At 62.0% G+C, this 16,455-nt stretch carries 14 protein-coding genes; all 14 read right to left on the reverse strand.

The window, feature by feature from the left end; all coding sequences use genetic code 11:
* Positions 1-39: 39 nt before the first annotated feature.
* On the reverse strand, positions 40-1,710 hold the full coding sequence (locus VNX23_RS19170) for a ribonuclease J (protein WP_325632544.1): 1,671 nt from the start codon (positions 1,708-1,710) through the stop codon (positions 40-42).
* Positions 1,710-2,516 (reverse strand): biotin--[acetyl-CoA-carboxylase] ligase, encoded by an 807-nt coding sequence (locus VNX23_RS19175; protein ID WP_325632545.1) that lies wholly within the window; start codon positions 2,514-2,516, stop codon positions 1,710-1,712. The genes VNX23_RS19170 and VNX23_RS19175 overlap by 1 nt, the downstream gene beginning before the upstream one ends.
* Positions 2,517-3,953 carry an NADH-quinone oxidoreductase subunit NuoN gene (nuoN, locus tag VNX23_RS19180; RefSeq protein ID WP_325632547.1) on the reverse strand — a complete coding sequence of 479 codons (1,437 nt, stop codon included), beginning with the start codon at positions 3,951-3,953 and terminating at the stop codon, positions 2,517-2,519. It abuts the gene before it with no gap.
* 74 nt (positions 3,954-4,027) lie between these two features.
* A complete protein-coding gene (locus VNX23_RS19185; protein WP_325632549.1) occupies positions 4,028-5,539 on the reverse strand; it encodes an NADH-quinone oxidoreductase subunit M in 1,512 nt (503 codons plus the stop codon).
* Between the two features lie 2 nt (positions 5,540-5,541).
* Positions 5,542-7,629 carry an NADH-quinone oxidoreductase subunit L gene (nuoL, locus tag VNX23_RS19190; RefSeq protein ID WP_325632551.1) on the reverse strand — a complete coding sequence of 696 codons (2,088 nt, stop codon included), beginning with the start codon at positions 7,627-7,629 and terminating at the stop codon, positions 5,542-5,544.
* Between the two features lie 110 nt (positions 7,630-7,739).
* Positions 7,740-8,048 carry an NADH-quinone oxidoreductase subunit NuoK gene (gene nuoK, locus VNX23_RS19195; protein WP_325632553.1) on the reverse strand — a complete coding sequence of 103 codons (309 nt, stop codon included), beginning with the start codon at positions 8,046-8,048 and terminating at the stop codon, positions 7,740-7,742.
* Positions 8,045-8,683: an NADH-quinone oxidoreductase subunit J gene (locus VNX23_RS19200; RefSeq protein WP_325632555.1), complete on the reverse strand. Its 639-nt coding sequence runs from the start codon at positions 8,681-8,683 to the stop codon at positions 8,045-8,047. Before VNX23_RS19200 ends, nuoK begins: the two co-directional genes overlap by 4 nt.
* 184 nt (positions 8,684-8,867) lie before the next feature.
* A complete protein-coding gene (nuoI, locus tag VNX23_RS19205; RefSeq protein WP_325632556.1) occupies positions 8,868-9,362 on the reverse strand; it encodes an NADH-quinone oxidoreductase subunit NuoI in 495 nt (164 codons plus the stop codon).
* Positions 9,363-9,369: 7 nt separating this feature from the next.
* Positions 9,370-10,425: an NADH-quinone oxidoreductase subunit NuoH gene (gene nuoH / locus VNX23_RS19210; RefSeq protein ID WP_325632558.1), complete on the reverse strand. Its 1,056-nt coding sequence runs from the start codon at positions 10,423-10,425 to the stop codon at positions 9,370-9,372.
* Positions 10,426-10,429: 4 nt separating this feature from the next.
* On the reverse strand, positions 10,430-12,505 hold the full coding sequence (nuoG, locus tag VNX23_RS19215) for an NADH-quinone oxidoreductase subunit NuoG (protein ID WP_325632560.1): 2,076 nt from the start codon (positions 12,503-12,505) through the stop codon (positions 10,430-10,432).
* Between the two features lie 79 nt (positions 12,506-12,584).
* Positions 12,585-13,910: an NADH-quinone oxidoreductase subunit NuoF gene (gene nuoF / locus VNX23_RS19220; protein ID WP_325632561.1), complete on the reverse strand. Its 1,326-nt coding sequence runs from the start codon at positions 13,908-13,910 to the stop codon at positions 12,585-12,587.
* Entirely contained in the window at positions 13,910-14,521 is a 612-nt protein-coding gene (gene nuoE / locus VNX23_RS19225) for an NADH-quinone oxidoreductase subunit NuoE (protein ID WP_325632562.1), read from the reverse strand. The genes nuoF and nuoE overlap by 1 nt, the downstream gene beginning before the upstream one ends.
* A gap of 13 nt (positions 14,522-14,534) precedes the next feature.
* Entirely contained in the window at positions 14,535-15,497 is a 963-nt protein-coding gene (locus VNX23_RS19230; RefSeq protein ID WP_325632572.1) for an FkbM family methyltransferase, read from the reverse strand.
* Positions 15,497-16,455, reverse strand: a 959-nt coding sequence (locus tag VNX23_RS19235) for an NADH-quinone oxidoreductase subunit D (protein ID WP_325632564.1), incomplete at its 5' end; no start/stop codon positions are given. The genes VNX23_RS19235 and VNX23_RS19230, both read right to left, overlap by 1 nt.

Here is a 16,455-nt window from a genome sequence, read left to right on the forward strand (position 1 = left end):
GGCGGCCGACTTCTATCGATGTTGATCGGTTCCGATAGTCTACACCGTCAGGACGTGGACCAAACACAACGGTTTCTTGCCCCACTGCTCGTTGATTGACGCGCGCACGGCCCGGCGTACCGATTCCGCTGTCGCGTCAGGGTCACGCCGTCGCGGGCGTGGCAGCCCTTCCACGGTCGACACCACGACGTCGAACACGATGTCGTCGATGATCTCGCCCGCCATATTCTTCTCAGGGATCCCGACCAGATCGATCTCGGGATCGTCGGCCAGCTCGCCCTTCGCGGTCATCGCAATCGCGATGAAGGCGCATCCGGCGAAAGCCATCCTGCGCCGTTCGACCACCGCGCGCGAATTGGAATCCTCCAGGATAAGACCATCCCTGTAGAGCCGCCCCGAAGGCAGTTCATCGATGATACCGGGTTCGCCCGGCGCCAGTTTCACCAGATCGCCGTTGCGGCAAATCAGCGCCTTCGGCACGCCTGCGGCTCGCGCCAGCCTGGCGTGCTCGAACAGGTGCAGCGCTTCACCATGGACGGGGATCAGCAATTGCGGCCGGACCCAGCCGATCATGTCGCGCAATTCGTCGCGTCGCGGATGGCCCGACACGTGAACGAGATGGGTCCGGTCGGTAATGACCTCGACACCTTGCATGATCAGTCCATTGATGATCGCTCCCACCGCCTTTTCGTTGCCGGGGATGGTGCGTGAGGAGAAAATGACGCAGTCGCCCTTGTTGAGAGTTACTTCCGGGTGGTCGTCATTGGCGATGCGCGCCAGCGCCGCGCGCGGCTCGCCCTGGCTTCCCGTGCACAGCGCGAGCACCTTGTCCGGCGGAAAGTGACCGAACAGGTCGGCCCCGCGAAAATTCTGCACCCCCTCGAGATACCCGGTTTCGCGCGCCACCTGCACGACGCGCTCCATGGCGCGGCCGACCACCACGACCTCCCGCCCCGAGATACGCGCGGCGTCCGCTACCGCCCGCAACCGCGCCACATTGGAGGCAAAGGTCGTGACCGCGACCCGACCCTTCGCCGCCTTCACAAGTTCAATGATGCTCGCGGCAACCTCGGCTTCCGACGGCGAACGCCCGTCCCGCACCGCATTGGTGGAATCGCCGATCAGCGCCAGCACGCCGGCCTCGCCAAGTTCGCGCAGCCGCCGCTCGTCGGTCGGAACGCCAACGACCGGCGTCGGATCGATCTTCCAGTCGCCGGTATGCAGAACCGTGCCGGTCGGGGTGTGGATTGCCAGCGCGTGCGATTCCGGAATCGAATGCGCTACGGGGATGAACTCGACAGTGAACGGCCCGAGATCGATGCGGCCGCGCGAGGATACCACCGTGACCGGAATCTTCGGCGGGTTGCGCTCGGCGGCGCATTTGGCCTCGAACAACGCCGCACTGAATTTTGTCGCATAGACCGGGCATTGCAGCCGCGGCCAAAGGTCGATGACGGCGCCGAAATGGTCTTCATGGGCATGCGTCAACACGAGCCCGACCAGGTTCCTTCGTTCCTGCTCGAGAAAGCTGACGTCGGGCATGATGGTTTCGATACCCGGCAGATGCTCCTCGTCGCCAAAGGACACCCCAAGATCGACGGCGAGCCAGGAGCGCTGGTGGCGGCTGCCGTGTCCGTAGATCGACAGGTTCATGCCGATCTCGCCGACGCCGCCGAGAGGCGCGAATGTCAGTTCGTTCACTTGTTCCATCAGGCCGCCCCCACTGAGGCGGCCGAACCGAAATAGACGTCGCCTGCCGTTACCGCAACCCGATCGCCGCTGGCGGTTCGGACGATCATGCTGCCGGCTTCGTCGATGGTATCGAAGGTGCCGGCGACCGTGGATCCTCCAGTTTGGACCGCAACCGCCGCTCCGAGTCCTGCTGCGCGCTCGAGCCAAAGCCGCCGAATGTCGCCAAAACCCCGGCCCCACAGGCTGCGAAATTCGGCCCAGCTGTCCGACAGGGTTGCGAACAATTCTTGCGCGCCGATATCCACTCCAAGGGCTTTGAGCGAGGTCGCGGGCGTCGGCGTGCCTTCTGGCGCGCCGACGACATTGGTGCCGATGCCGACCACGACCGCGAGCCGGCCGTCCGCCATCGCCTCCGCTTCCAAGAGAATGCCGGCGAGCTTCTTATGCCCTGCCAGCAGGTCGTTGGGCCACTTGAGCGAAAACGCCAAATCCCCATATCCGCCCGCCCGCGCAAGCGCCTCGTGGCTCGCCTTTCGCAGCGCCGCCTCCAGCGCCAGCCCCGCGGCAAACCCCAAGGTTGCGGCAATCGCTGGCGAAATGTCGAGCGTTTCGAGAACGCTGCAGGCGAGGTTGCCGCGCGGAGCGATCCAGGCGCGATGTCTACGCCCGCGACCTGCGGTCTGGTCGGAGGTCACGAACCACATCGGGGAGCGCTCGCCGGCCCGCGCACGCAACAGAGCTTCCTCGTTGGTCGAGCCGATGCTGTCGTAGGCAGCGAGCCGGTAGCCCGCCGATTTGGCTCGAGGACCGAGCGCGAAGGGCATCTAGAACAGCGACTTGGCCGCCGCCGTGGCCACGCTGACCAGCGGCGCGGGAAAAGCAAAAAAGAAGATGTTGAAGAGGCCTGTGACCGCCAGCACCGGGCGCAATTCGACGCGCATCGGGTCAAGTTTGGTCAGCGGCTCGTCGAAATACATCACCTTGACGATGAACAGATAATAGTAAGCGCCCACCACGCTGGTAAGCACGCCGATTACCGACAGCGTGAACAGCCCGGCCTTGATCGCGGCCACAAAAACATACCATTTCGCAAAGAAGCCCGCGAGCCAGGGAACTCCGGCAAGCGAGAAAAGCAGCATCGCAAAGAAGCCCGCGATCACCGGATTGGTTCGCGACAGGCCGGAAAAGTCGCTGATCTGCTCGAGCGGCTGTCCGTTGCGCTTCATGGCAAGGATGACGGTGAAAGCGCCGAGCGTCATCGTCACATAGATTGCGAGGTAAACCAGCACGCCCTGCGCGCCCTCGGCCGTGCCGGCGGCCAGTCCGACCAGCGCAAAGCCCATATGGCCGATGGACGAATAGGCCATGAGCCGCTTGATGTTCTTCTGGCCAATGGCCGCGAACGATCCCAATGCCATGGAGGCAATCGACACGAACACCACGACCTGCTGCCATTGCGGGACGATACCGGGGAACGCGGTGAGCGTCGCGCGGGTAAACACAGCCATGGCCGCGACCTTCGGCGCGGAGGCAAAGAACGCGGTGACGGGGGTTGGCGCTCCCTCGTAAACGTCGGGCGTCCACATGTGAAACGGCACCGCCGAGACCTTGAAACAAAGTCCCGCCAGCAGGAACACAAGTCCGAACACGATGCCGATGCTGGGGCTCCTGGCGGCCGCAGCGATGCCGGCGAAAGCCACCGTACCGGTAAAGCCATAGATCAACGAAGCGCCGTATAGCAGCATGCCCGACGAGAGGGCACCCAGCACGAAATATTTGAGGCCAGCCTCGGTCGATTTGGCATTATCGCGATTGCTCGCCGCCACCACGTAGAGCGCAAGGCTCATCAGCTCGAGACCGAGATAAAGCATGATCAGGTCGCCCGCCGAGATCAGCACCATCATGCCGAGTGTCGAAAGCAGAACCAGAATGGCGAATTCGAACATTCGGCGGGAGGGATCGGCCAGAAATTCGATTGAAAGGATCAGCGTGACGGCCGATCCGGCCAACGACAGTATCTTCAGGAACCGCGCGAAGTCATCGACGATGAAGCTGCCTCCGAAGGTGGTCAGCTTTCCGGAAGGGAGCGCAAGCTCGATTGCGCCCACGACCACCAGCAGACAAATCGAGAGGGTGGTGACGAGGCTGGTGGTCCGATGACCCTCAAAGGCACCCATCATCAGCAGCGCCATGGCGCCGACTGCCAGGACCAGCTCCGGCAGCACGGGCAGCAATGGATAACCTGCACTCTCAAAGCTCATGGCACGTCGTCCTAACCTTCAAACCCCGGTTCCGATCAGTCAGAGCCGAAGCTTCTTCCCCTATGTCGAATACGCTATTGCAGCAATGCGGCCGCCTTCACGGCCGTTGTCATCGCGGTGTGGTAGTTGTTCACGAGTTGCTGCACTGACGAAGCCGAGATATCGAGCACCGGCTTCGGGTAGAAGCCGAAAAGAATCGTGAGCGCGACCAGCGGCATCAAGGTCAGGCATTCGCGGAAGGTGAGGTCCTTGATCGTCGCAAGTGACGGCTTGACCAGCGCGCCAAAGATCACCTTGCGGTAGAGCCAAAGCGCGTACGCCGCCGACAGGATCACGCCGGTTGTGGCAAAAGTGGCGGTCGGGATGTCGACCTTGAAGGTGCCGATCAGCGTCATGAATTCGCCGATGAAGCCGGACGTGCCGGGCAGACCGACATTGGCCAAGGTGAAGACCATGAACACGAACGCATAAAGCGGCATGCGGTTGACCAGCCCGCCATAGGCCGCGATCTCGCGGGTGTGCATGCGGTCGTAAACGATGCCGACGCAGAGGAACAAGGCGCCCGAAACAATACCATGCGAGATCATCTGGAAAACGCCGCCCGCGACCCCCTGCATGGTGCCGGCAAAGATTCCCATGGTTACGAAGCCCATATGGGCCACCGAGGAATAGGCGATCAGCTTCTTCATGTCCTCCTGCATCAGCGCCACCAGCGAGGTGTAGATGATTGCGATCACCGAGAGCGAGAAGATCAGCGGCGCGAAATCATGCGAGGCCAGCGGGAACATCGGCAGCGAAAAACGCAGGAAGCCGTAGCCACCCATCTTCAAGAGGATAGCGGCCAGGATCACGGAGCCTGCGGTGGGCGCCTCGACATGCGCATCCGGCAGCCAGGTGTGCACGGGCCACATCGGCATCTTCACCGCAAAGGAGGCAAAGAACGCCAGCCATGCCCAGGTCTGCAACGAGTGCGGAACGGCCGTATGCATCAGGGTCGGAATGTCGCTCGTACCGGCATTCCAGTATAGCGCCATGATTGCCAGCAGCATCAGCACGGAGCCGAGCAGCGTGTAGAGGAAGAATTTGAACGACGCGTAGACGCGGCGCGGGCCGCCCCATACCCCGATGATCAGGAACATCGGGATCAGGCCGCCTTCGAAGAACAAATAGAACAGCACGAGATCGAGCGCGCAGAAGGTGCCGACCATCAGCGTTTCCAGAACCAGGAACGCCATCATGTATTCGCGGACGCGCAGCGTGATGGCTTTCCAGCTCGCAATAATGCAGATCGGCATCAAGGCGGTGGTCAGGATCACGAACGGCAATGAAATGCCGTCCACGCCCATGTGGTAGGTGATGGCGCTGGCGAGCCACGGGGCCTTCTCGACGAACTGGAAGTCGGCTTGCGCCGGATCGAAGCGCCACACCAGGATCAGAGACACAAGAAAGGTGATCAGCGTGGTCCACAACGCGATCCAGCGCGCGTTGCGGCGGGCCGCTTCGTCATCGCCGCGGCTGGCATAAACCAGCAGAGCGCCGACGAGCGGGAGGAATGTGACGACGGAGAGGATGGGCCAGGTTGTCATCGCTAGCCCCCCGCGCCGAACATGAACCAGGTAATCAAGCCCGCAGCTCCGATCAGCATCGCAAACGCGTAATGGTAGAGATATCCGGTCTGCAGCCGCACCACATGGCGGGTGACATCAAGTACCCACGCCGACACACCATCCGGCCCGAAACCGTCGATGATGTAGCCATCGCCGACCTTCCACAGGAAGCGCCCGAGCCACTTCGTCGGCCGCACGAAGATCAGGTCGTAAAGCTCGTCAAAATACCATTTGTTGAGCAGAAACTGGTACAGCAGCGGCTGCTGATTGGCGAGCTCGACCGGCAGATACGGCCGGCGGATGTAGAACAGCCACGACACCAGGAAACCCACCGCCATCATCAGCGTCGGCAGGAACGCGATGCTTTCGGGGATGTGATGCATGTCTTCGATGATGTGTGGATTCATCTTCAGCGATTCACGGAAGAATTCCTCCACGCCGTGGCCTGCGAACAACTCCCGGAACGGGAAGCCGGCGAGGATCGATCCCGCGGCCAAAATGCCGATCGGAACGAGCATCCAGAGCGGTGACTCATGCGCGGCTTCATAATGCTCGCGATCGTGGGGTTCGCCATGGAAAGTCTTGAAGATCAGGCGCCACGAGTAGAACGAGGTCAAGGCGGCCGCGACCACGGTCATCAGGAAGCCATAAGGCCCGAACGGATTGTGGGAGGCGTATGCGGATTCGATGATCGCATCCTTGGAGAAATAGCCCGCGGTCAGGGGGAAGCCGGTCAGAGCCAGCGTGCCGATCACCATGACCAGGTAAGTGAAGGGAATGCGGTCCTTCAGCCCGCCCATCATGCGGATGTCCTGTTCGTGATGCATCGCATAGATCACCGAGCCGGATCCTAAGAACAACAGCGCCTTGAAGAAGGCGTGGGTGAACAGATGGAACATCCCGACCGAATAGGCCCCCGCCCCCATCGCCACGAACATGTAGCCGAGCTGTGAACAGGTCGAATAGGCCACGATCCGCTTGATGTCGTTTTGCACGAGACCCACGGTGGCCGCGAACAAGGCGGTGGTCGCGCCAATGAACATCACGAACGCCTGCGCGGTCGGCGCGAGCTCAAACAGCGGCGACAGCCGCGCTACCATGAAGACGCCCGCGGTGACCATGGTCGCGGCGTGAATCAACGCCGAGACCGGGGTCGGGCCTTCCATCGCATCGGGCAGCCAGGTATGCAGCAGAAACTGCGCCGATTTGCCCATCGCGCCCATGAACAGGAGCAGGCAGGTCAGCGTCAGCGCGTCGGCCTGCCAGCCGAAGAAGTTGATGGTTTTGCCGGTCAACCCGGGCGCAGCGGCGAAAATCGTTTCGTAGTCGACAGAACCGATCAGCATGAACACGGCGAAGATGCCGAGCGCGAAGCCGAAATCGCCGACCCGATTGACAATGAAAGCCTTGATGGCCGCGGCGTTCGCCGACGGCTTGTGGTACCAGAACCCGATTAAAAGATAGCTTGCAAGGCCGACACCTTCCCAGCCGAAGAACAGCTGCACCAGGTTGTCGGCCGTCACCAGCATCAGCATCGCGAAGGTGAACAGCGAAAGATAGCTGAAGAACCGCGGCCGGTACGGGTCCTCGTCCATGTAACCGATCGAGTAGAGATGCACGAGCGAGGAGATGGTGTTGACGACCACCAGCATGACGGCCGTCAGCGTATCGACACGAAACGCCCAGGCGACCTGCAGCTCGCCCGCTGTGATCCAGGGGAACAGCGCAATTCGGCTGTCGTTGTGGCCAAAGCCGACATCGACAAGCGCCACCCATGACAGCGCCGCCGCCACGAACAACAGGCCGGTCGTGATCAGTTCGGCCGCGCGCGAGCCGGCCGCCGCCGGCTCTGTCGCAGGGTGGTCGTCGTGACCGTTGCCGTCGGGCTCGTGACTGGAAGCATGAATGACGCCGGTGTCTTCGTTGACTGCGACCTCGCCGTGATCGTGGGCGTCGGCATGATGTTCGACCTCATCGCCGCTCGGATTGCGCGCGTGCGCGCCCACAATCGAGATCAGCCCTGCGATGATGCAGCCGATCAGCGGCAGAAAGACGATGGCCTGGATCATCGGCGAGCCCCTTCACGGATGATCTCCGCGCAAACGCGCTTCGCGCTTGCGGCGGGGGAAAGCCAGTTCCCACCTTGCGCTGGCGCGGCCCTTCGGATCCGGATCATGCCTTAACCCTTCATCAGACTGACGTCGTCAACCGCGATCGAGCCGCGGTTTCGGAAGTAGACAACCAATATCGCAAGACCGATCGCGGCTTCGGCCGCAGCCACGGTGAGCACCAGCATTGCAAATACCTGGCCCACAATGTCGCCGATGAAGGTCGAGAACGCCACCAGGTTGACATTGACGGCGAGCAGGATCAGCTCGATCGACATCAGAATGACGATGATGTTCTTGCGATTGAGAAAAATCCCGAGAATTCCGAGCGTGAACAGGATGGCGCCGACCGCGAGATAATGTCCAAGACCAATTGTCATTGCACCCACTCCGCGGCATCTGCATCCTGCAGGCCCTGACCCGAGGCGACCTTGCGCACGCTCATGGCGAGTTCCGGCGTCCGCGCATTTTGAATATTGATGTCCTGCCGCTTGACGCTGGCCTTGTGGCGCAGCGTCAGCACGATGGCACCGATCATCGCGACCAGGAGGACCAGGCCCGCGATCTGGAAGTAATGAATGTACTTCGTGTAGAGGACGAGCCCGAGCGCCTGGGTATTGCTCACATTGGCGGGGATCGCCGCCGTAATCGACTTGGCCACATTGGGACTGATGACCCAACCGCCGCCTACCAATAGCAGCTCGGCAAGGAACACCCCGCCGATCACAAGGCCTATCGGAAGATATTCGATGAAGCCTTCGCGCAACTCGGTGAAATCGACGTCGAGCATCATGATCACAAACAGAAACAGCACCGCGACTGCGCCGACATAGACCACGATCAGGATCATGGCCAAAAACTCGGCTCCCATCAGCACGAACAGGCCGGCGGCATTGACGAAGGCAAGGATGAGGAACAGCACGGAGTGCACGGGATTGCGCGACACGATCACCATCACCGCGGATGCCACGCAGACGCCAGCGAACAGATAGAAGAACAACGCGGGAAGGATCATGCCAAGCCCCTGTCCGCATATACCGGTGCGTTCCCTCCCCCCGTGTGGGGAAGGGTTAGGGAGGGGGGTAAACCGCGCGCACCAGACCCGAGGCTTACCCCCCTCTCCACCTCTCCCCTACACGGGGGGAGGGAACCGACCGCATATGCGGCGAATGTGCCCATCTCAGCCACGTTCCCTCACCTCACCGGTACGGCGCGTCGAGCTCGATCGATTTGGCGATCTGGCTCTCCCAGCGGTCCCCATTGGCGAGAAGTTTCGCCTTGTCATAGTAGAGTTCCTCGCGCGTTTCCGTCGCGAATTCGAAGTTCGGGCCTTCGACGATTGCATCCACCGGACACGCCTCCTGGCAGAGTCCGCAGTAAATGCATTTCACCATATCGATGTCATAGCGCACGGTGCGCCGCGTACCGTCGTTGCGGCGCGGCCCGGCCTCGATGGTGATGGCCTGGGCCGGACAGATCGCCTCGCAAAGCTTGCAGGCGATGCAGCGTTCTTCGCCATTGGGATAGCGCCGCAATGCGTGCTCGCCGCGAAAGCGCGGTGAAATCGGCCCCTTTTCGAACGGATAGTTCAGCGTCGGCTTCGGCTTGAAGAAATAGCGCATGGCGAGGAAGAACGCCGACACGAATTCCGACAGCAGGAGCGAGCGCGACGTGGCGTTGATGTTGACACTCATTGCGACCTCATTTCGGCGCGATGCCTGCGAACTGCAGCACGCCGGCGACGATCACCACCATCGCCAGCGACAGCGGCAAAAAAACCTTCCAGCCCAGCCGCATCAACTGGTCGTAGCGGTAGCGCGGCACGATTGCTTTCGCCATCGCGAACAGGAAGAACATGAAGAAAAGTTTTAGCGAGAACCAGATCACGCCCGGCACCCAGGTAAAGGGCGGCAGCGCCACCGGCGGCAACCAGCCGCCGAGGAACAGGATCGTGGCCATCGCGCACATGGTGGTGATGGCGACGTATTCGCCGAGCATGAACAACAGATAGGGCGTCGAGCCGTATTCGACCATGAAGCCCGCGACCAGTTCCGACTCGGCTTCGACCAGGTCGAAAGGTGGCCGGTTGGTTTCGGCCAGTGCCGAAACGTAGAACACCACGAACATCGGCAGCAGCGGCCACACATACCAGTTGAGTATCGTCAGCTGCGGCAGGCCGATCAGGCTGCCGAGCCCGCGGCTGTTCTGCGCCTCGACCACCGCCGAGAGATTGAGCGAACCCGCACAGAGCAGCACGGTGATGATCACAAATCCGATCGACACCTCGTAGCTGACCATTTGCGCCGCCGACCGAAGCGCGGCGAGAAACGGATATTTCGAGTTCGACGACCATCCGGCCATGATGATGCCGTAGATCGACAGCGACGAAATCGCGAAGATGTAGAGCACGCCAACGTTGATGTCGGAGATCGCCCAACCGAGATTCGTCGGAATCACCGCCCAGGCCGCGAGCGCAAGCACGCAGCTCACCAGCGGAGCCAGCAGGAACACGCCCTTGTTGGCGCCGGCGGGAATGATCGGTTCCTTCAAAACGAATTTCAAAAGATCGGCGAAGGACTGCAGCAGGCCCCACGGTCCGACCACGTTCGGGCCGCGCCTGATCTGGACCGCCGCCCAGATCTTGCGGTCGGCGAGCAGGATGTAGGCGATCGCAATCAGCAGCACCACGAGCAACAGGACGCTCTGGGCGACCATGATGATCAGCGGCCACAAGGTACTGGTCCAGAATTCGGCCATCACTTCACTCCGCTGCGTTGAGCATCTTTCCGGAGGCCAGGCGGGAGCATTCCGCCATGACCGCGGAAGCCCGCGCGATCGGGTTGGTCAGGTAAAAATCTTCCACCGAACTCTTGAACGGCGACTTCTCCATATTGCCGCCGCCGCCCGCAAGCGCGCTGATATCGCCGGCCTTGCCGGGCTCGATCCCGTCGATCCGCATCAGATGGGGTGCAGTCCTGAAGATCGCCTGCCGCAGAGCGTGCAGCGAGTCGTATGGCAGCTTCTTGCCAAGCGCCTCCGACATCGCGCGGACGATCGCCCAGTCTTCGCGCGCCTGCCCCGGGGGAAATCCCGCCCTGTTGGCCATTTGCACCCGGCCCTCGGTGTTGACGAAAATGCCGCCCTTCTCCGTATAGGCTGCGCCGGGCAGGATGACGTCGGCACGGTGGGCGCCGCGATCGCCATGGGTGCCGATATACACGACGAAGGTGCCATCCCCCACCTTGACTTCATCGGCACCGAGCAGGAACAGGACGTCGAGCGTGCCGAAAGTGGTCATCTCCGCCGAATAAAGTCCGCCCGCGCCAGAGGCAAAGCCGATATCGAGTGCGCCAACCCGCGAAGCCGTGTCGTGCAGAACCGCAAAGCCGTTCCAGCCCTCCTTGACTGCGCCGACATCAACCGCGAGCCTGGCCGCAGACGCCAGAACCGCTCGCCCGTCATGCCGCGCAGCGGCGCCGGAGCCGACCAGAACAATCGGGTTTTTAGCGTTCTTCAACACCTCGGTGAAGGAATGCTTGCCCGCGGCGACATCGCCGAGCGTGTCTGTTCCGCCGCCAAGGTGATCGTATCCGTAAGTCAAATCGAGCTTCTCCCCGATCACGCCGATCTTGAGCTGGCCGCTGCGCCAGCGCTTGCGAACGCGCGAGTTGAGCACGGCGGCTTCCTTCCGCGGGTTCGAGCCCAGGATCAGGAGCGCATCCGCCTGCTCAATGCCGGCAATCGTGGGATTGAACAGGTAAGTGGCGCGTCCGCTCCTCGGATCGAAGGCATCGCCGCCCTGCACGGCGAGATTGATCGAGCCGCATTTCGCTAACAGCTCCTTGAGCGCGAACATTTCCTCCACCGCGGCGAGGTCACCCGCGATGGCGCCGATCCGCTTGCCGTCGGTTCGCGCGATCCGTGCGGCAATCGCCTCGAAAGCCTCTGGCCAGGAGGCCGGCCGGAGCTGGCCGCTCTGGCGGATGTAGGGACGGTCGAGCCGCTGGGTGCGCAGTCCATCGACAATGTGGCGGGTCTTGTCGGAAATCCATTCCTCGTTCACCGCTTCGTTGACGCGCGGCAGGATCCGCATCACCTCGCGGCCGCGGGTATCGACGCGGATCGCCGAACCAACGCCGTCCATCACGTCGATCGATTGGGTCTTGCCGAGTTCCCAAGGTCGGGCAGCGAAAGCGTAGGGTTTCGAGGTGAGCGCGCCAACCGGGCAGATGTCGACGAGGTTGCCTTGCAGCTCCGAGGTCAACGCCGTTTCCAGATAAGTCGTGATCTCCATGTCTTCGCCGCGACCGGTCGCGCCCATTTCCGGCACGCCGCACACCTCGGCGGCAAAGCGGACGCAACGCGTGCACTGGATGCAACGGTTCATGGAGGTCTTGACCAGCGCGCCGAGGTATTTGTCCTCCACCGCGCGCTTGTTCTCGGCAAAGCGCGAGGTGTCGACGCCGTAACCCATCGCCTGGTCCTGCAAGTCGCATTCCCCGCCCTGGTCGCAGATCGGACAATCCAGGGGGTGGTTGATGAGGAGGAATTCCATCACGCCTTCGCGCGCCTTCCTCACCATCGGCGAACGGGTCGAAATTTCCGGCGGCTCGCCCTTTGGGCCCGGGCGGCAATCGCGCACGCCCCAGGCGCAGCTTGCAACCGGCTTCGGGCCGCCCTTCACCTCGACCAGGCACATCCGGCAATTGCCGGCGATCGAGAGGCGCTCGTGGTAGCAAAAGCGCGGAATTTCGGCGCCGGCGGCCTCGCACGCCTGCAACAGCGTGTATTCCGCGGGAACGTCGATCTCTTTGCCGTCGATGATGAGTTTGGTCATTGCGGTCTCAAGTCTTTCCCGGCTTGCGCCAGCGTCCCGTATTTCTGCCACTCCAAAATGCCCGGCTGCGACATCAAGTTCACTCCGCCGCGACCATGTGCGCGGGATCAAGCACGCCCTGATCGTCGAGATCGGATTTGTGCGAATATTGCTCGATCCGTTCCTCGATCTCGTGCCGGAAATGCGCGATCAAGCCCTGGATCGGCCAGGCCGCAGCGTCACCGAGCGCGCAAATCGTGTGACCCTCGACCTGCTTGGTCACCTCGAGCAGCATGTCGATTTCGCGCTTGTGGGCGCGGCCTTCCGCCATCCGGCTCAGCACCCGCCACATCCATCCGGTGCCTTCGCGGCAAGGGGTGCACTGGCCGCAGCTCTCGTGCTTGTAGAAATAGGAGATGCGGGCAATCGCGCGGATCAGGTCGGTCGATTTGTCCATGACGATGACGGCGGCTGTGCCAAGGCCGGAGCGCAGCTTGCCGAGACTGTCGAAATCCATCGGCGTATCGATGATCTGCTCCGCCGGCACCATGCGCACCGAAGAGCCGCCGGGGATCACGGCCTTCAGATTGTCCCATCCGCCGCGAACGCCGCCGCAATGGCGCTCGATCAATTCGCGAAACGGTATGCCCATCGCCTCTTCGACGTTGCAGGGACGCTCGACGTGACCGGAGATGCAAAAGAGCTTGGTGCCGACGTTGTTCGGCCGGCCGATGGCGGCAAACCACGCCGCACCGCGCCGCAGGATATCCGGGGCGACCGCAATCGACTCGACATTGTTCACGGTGGTCGGGCAGCCGAACAGGCCGACATTGGCCGGGAATGGCGGTTTTAACCGCGGCTGGCCCTTCTTGCCTTCGAGGCTTTCGAGCAGCGCCGTCTCTTCGCCGCAAATGTAGGCCCCGGCGCCGTGCGTCACGTAGAGATCGAATGGCCAGCCGTTGACGTTGTCCTTGCCGATCAGCTTCGCCTCATAGGCCTGCTCGACCGCGGCCTCGAGGCGCTCGCGCTCGCGGATGAACTCGCCCCGCACATAGATGTAACAGGCGTGCGCACCCATCGCGAAACTCGCAATCAGGCAACCTTCGACCAGAAGATGCGGATCATGCCGCATGATTTCGCGGTCCTTGCAGGTGCCGGGCTCGGACTCGTCGGCATTGACCACGAGATAACTCGGCCGGCCGTCGGTCGACTCCTTTGGCATGAACGACCACTTCAGTCCGGTCGGAAAGCCGGCCCCGCCGCGGCCGCGCAAGCCGGAAGCCTTCATCTCGTTGATGATCCAGTCGCGTCCCTTGTCGATGATCCCCTTGGTTCCATCCCAGGCGCCGCGGCGGCGCGCACCCTCCAGGCCCCAATCGTGCAGGCCGTAGAGGTTTTTGAAGATGCGGTCCTTGTCCTCGAGCATCAGGTCACTTCCTTCAGCGTGGTTGGCCCACCCACCGGCGCGGAGAATTGACGGTCGATCTGCGGGCCCGGCTTCGGCGCTTTGCCGGACGCAAAGCCATCGAGCACCTTGCCAAAGCTTTCCTTGGTCAAATCCTCGTAGGTGTCCTTCCAGATCAGGACCATCGGCGCGTTCACGCAGGCGCCGAGGCATTCGACCTCTTCCCAGCTGAAATTGCCGTCCTTCGACAAATGGAAGGGGTCGTGATGGATCCGGCTCTGACACACCTCGATGAGATCGGCGGCGCCGCGCAGCCGGCACGGCGTCGTGCCGCACACCTGAACATGTGCCTTCTTGCCCACCGGCTGGAGCTGGAACATGGTGTAGAAGGTCGCGATTTCGAGCATGCGGATGTAAGGCATATCAAGCAAGTCCGCGACGGCACGGATCGCCGCTTCCGACACCCAGCCTTCGTGCTGCTCCTGGACGCGCCACAGGATCGCGATCGCAGCCGACGCCTGGCGGCCTTCCGGATATTGGGCGATCTGCGTTTTCGCCCACGCCAGATTTTCCGGGGTGAACTCGAAACTCGCGGGCTGAAGTTCCTTGGGCGCAAGGCGGCGAACGGACATCGTGATCAGTCTCTCATTGCATGCGGCGCGCGGCGTTGGCGTTCAGGGCAACGATCCGCTCCTGCCAGAACGCGCTTGACGTGCCGAAAACGTTATAACCGATGTGGGATGAAACCTTGATGCGATCGAGGATCGAAAGCTCGCTCACGGTCTCAAGACGATTGGAACGGGGATCGTAGACGATGAGGTTGAGCGGGGTCTGTTCGAGGATGTAGCGCGACACCGTGTGGTCGGGGTCATTGCCGTGTTCTTCGCACATGATCACGCTGTCGCACTGCAGGAGTTGTGCGCCGCCCTTGATGGCGTCGATCTCGACCCCCTCGACATCGAGCTTGATGAGGTACTTGCCGCCGGGCGAAATCTTGCCCTGATCCAGGAGATCATCGAGTGCAATCACCGGCACGGTCTCAAAGCCACTTCCTGGGCTTCCTGCGATACTGAACTTCTCGTGCTTGGTGCCGGAGAGCTGGGCGGTCCCCTTCGTGGCGCCGATGGCGCACTTCATGACCTCGAAACGATTGCCGTTCACGCTCGCATTATTGGCCAGCTTGGCGAAATTGTCCGACGACGGCTCGATTGCAATCGCCTTGTGCGAGCCGAACGGCTTGCTCGTCACCAGCACCGACCAGTAGCCGTAATTGGCCCCACAATCGAGCAACGTGTAGTCGATGTCGGCGGAATGGCGGAACAGAAATTCCAGCTCGTCTTCGTAGCTATACGAGCGGTCGAGCAGCTTGCTCCAGTAGCCATCGCCGTAGGGAAATTCGAACGTCGCATCCTCGTTGAGCTTGATCGCGATGTTGCGCTCGGGCAGCGCCTTGCGCAGCAGATTGGCGCAACCGATGTAGCCGCGGTGCGAGAAGTGTGACGATATTTTCGATCCCGTCGTCAGCGCCAGCGCAGCCGTCCGCTCCCAGAGGTTAGCCCCCTCCAGGACCCCCGAAGCGCGGTCGAACTGTATGGGCGGCAGTGCGATCACCGATCGACCTCTCCGAACACGATGTCGAGCGAGCCGAGGATGGCCGAGACGTCGGCGAGCAGATGGCCCCGGCAGATGAAATCCATCGCCTGCAAATGCGCAAAGCCGGGCGCACGGATCTTGCACTTGTAAGGCTTGTTGCTGCCGTCGGCGACGAGATAGACGCCGAACTCGCCTTTGGGCGCTTCTACCGCGGCATAGACCTCACCGGCCGGCACGTGGAAACCTTCGGTGTAGAGCTTGAAGTGATGGATCAGCGCTTCCATCGAGCGCTTCATCTCGCCGCGGCGTGGCGGGAAAATCTTGTGGTCCAGAATGGCGACGGGCCCCTGCCCCTCGGGTGCACGCAGTTTGGCGATGCACTGCTTCATGATCCGCACCGACTGGCGCATCTCTTCCATGCGGATGCAGTAGCGGTCGTAGCAGTCGCCGTTCTTGCCGATCGGAATATCGAAATCCATCTCGGCATAGCATTCGTAAGGCTGGGCTTTGCGCAAGTCCCAGGCCGCGCCCGAGCCGCGCACCATCACGCCGGAGAACCCCCATTCCCAGGCCTGCTTCAGGCTCACCACGCCGATATCGACATTGCGCTGCTTGAAGATGCGGTTGCCCGTAAGCAGCCGGTCGAGATCGTCGACCACTTTCAGGAACGGGTCGCAGAACGCCTCGATATCGTCGATCAGCCTCGGCGGCAGGTCCTGATGCACGCCGCCGATCCGGAAATAGGCCGCGTGCATGCGCGAGCCGGAGGCGCGCTCATAGAACACCATCAGCTTTTCACGCTCTTCAAAACCCCACAGCGGCGGGGTCAGCGCGCCGACGTCCATCGCCTGCGTGGTGACGTTGAGCAGGTGCGACAATAGCCGTCCGATCTCGCAATAGAGCACCCTGATCAACTGGCCGCGGCGCGGCACCTCGATGCCGAGCAGCTTTTCGGCTGCAAGGCAAAACGCGT

Origin of the sequence: Bradyrhizobium sp. (assembly GCF_035570375.1) — a bacterium.
In the GTDB taxonomy this organism is placed as follows: Bacteria; Pseudomonadota; Alphaproteobacteria; order Rhizobiales; family Xanthobacteraceae; genus Bradyrhizobium.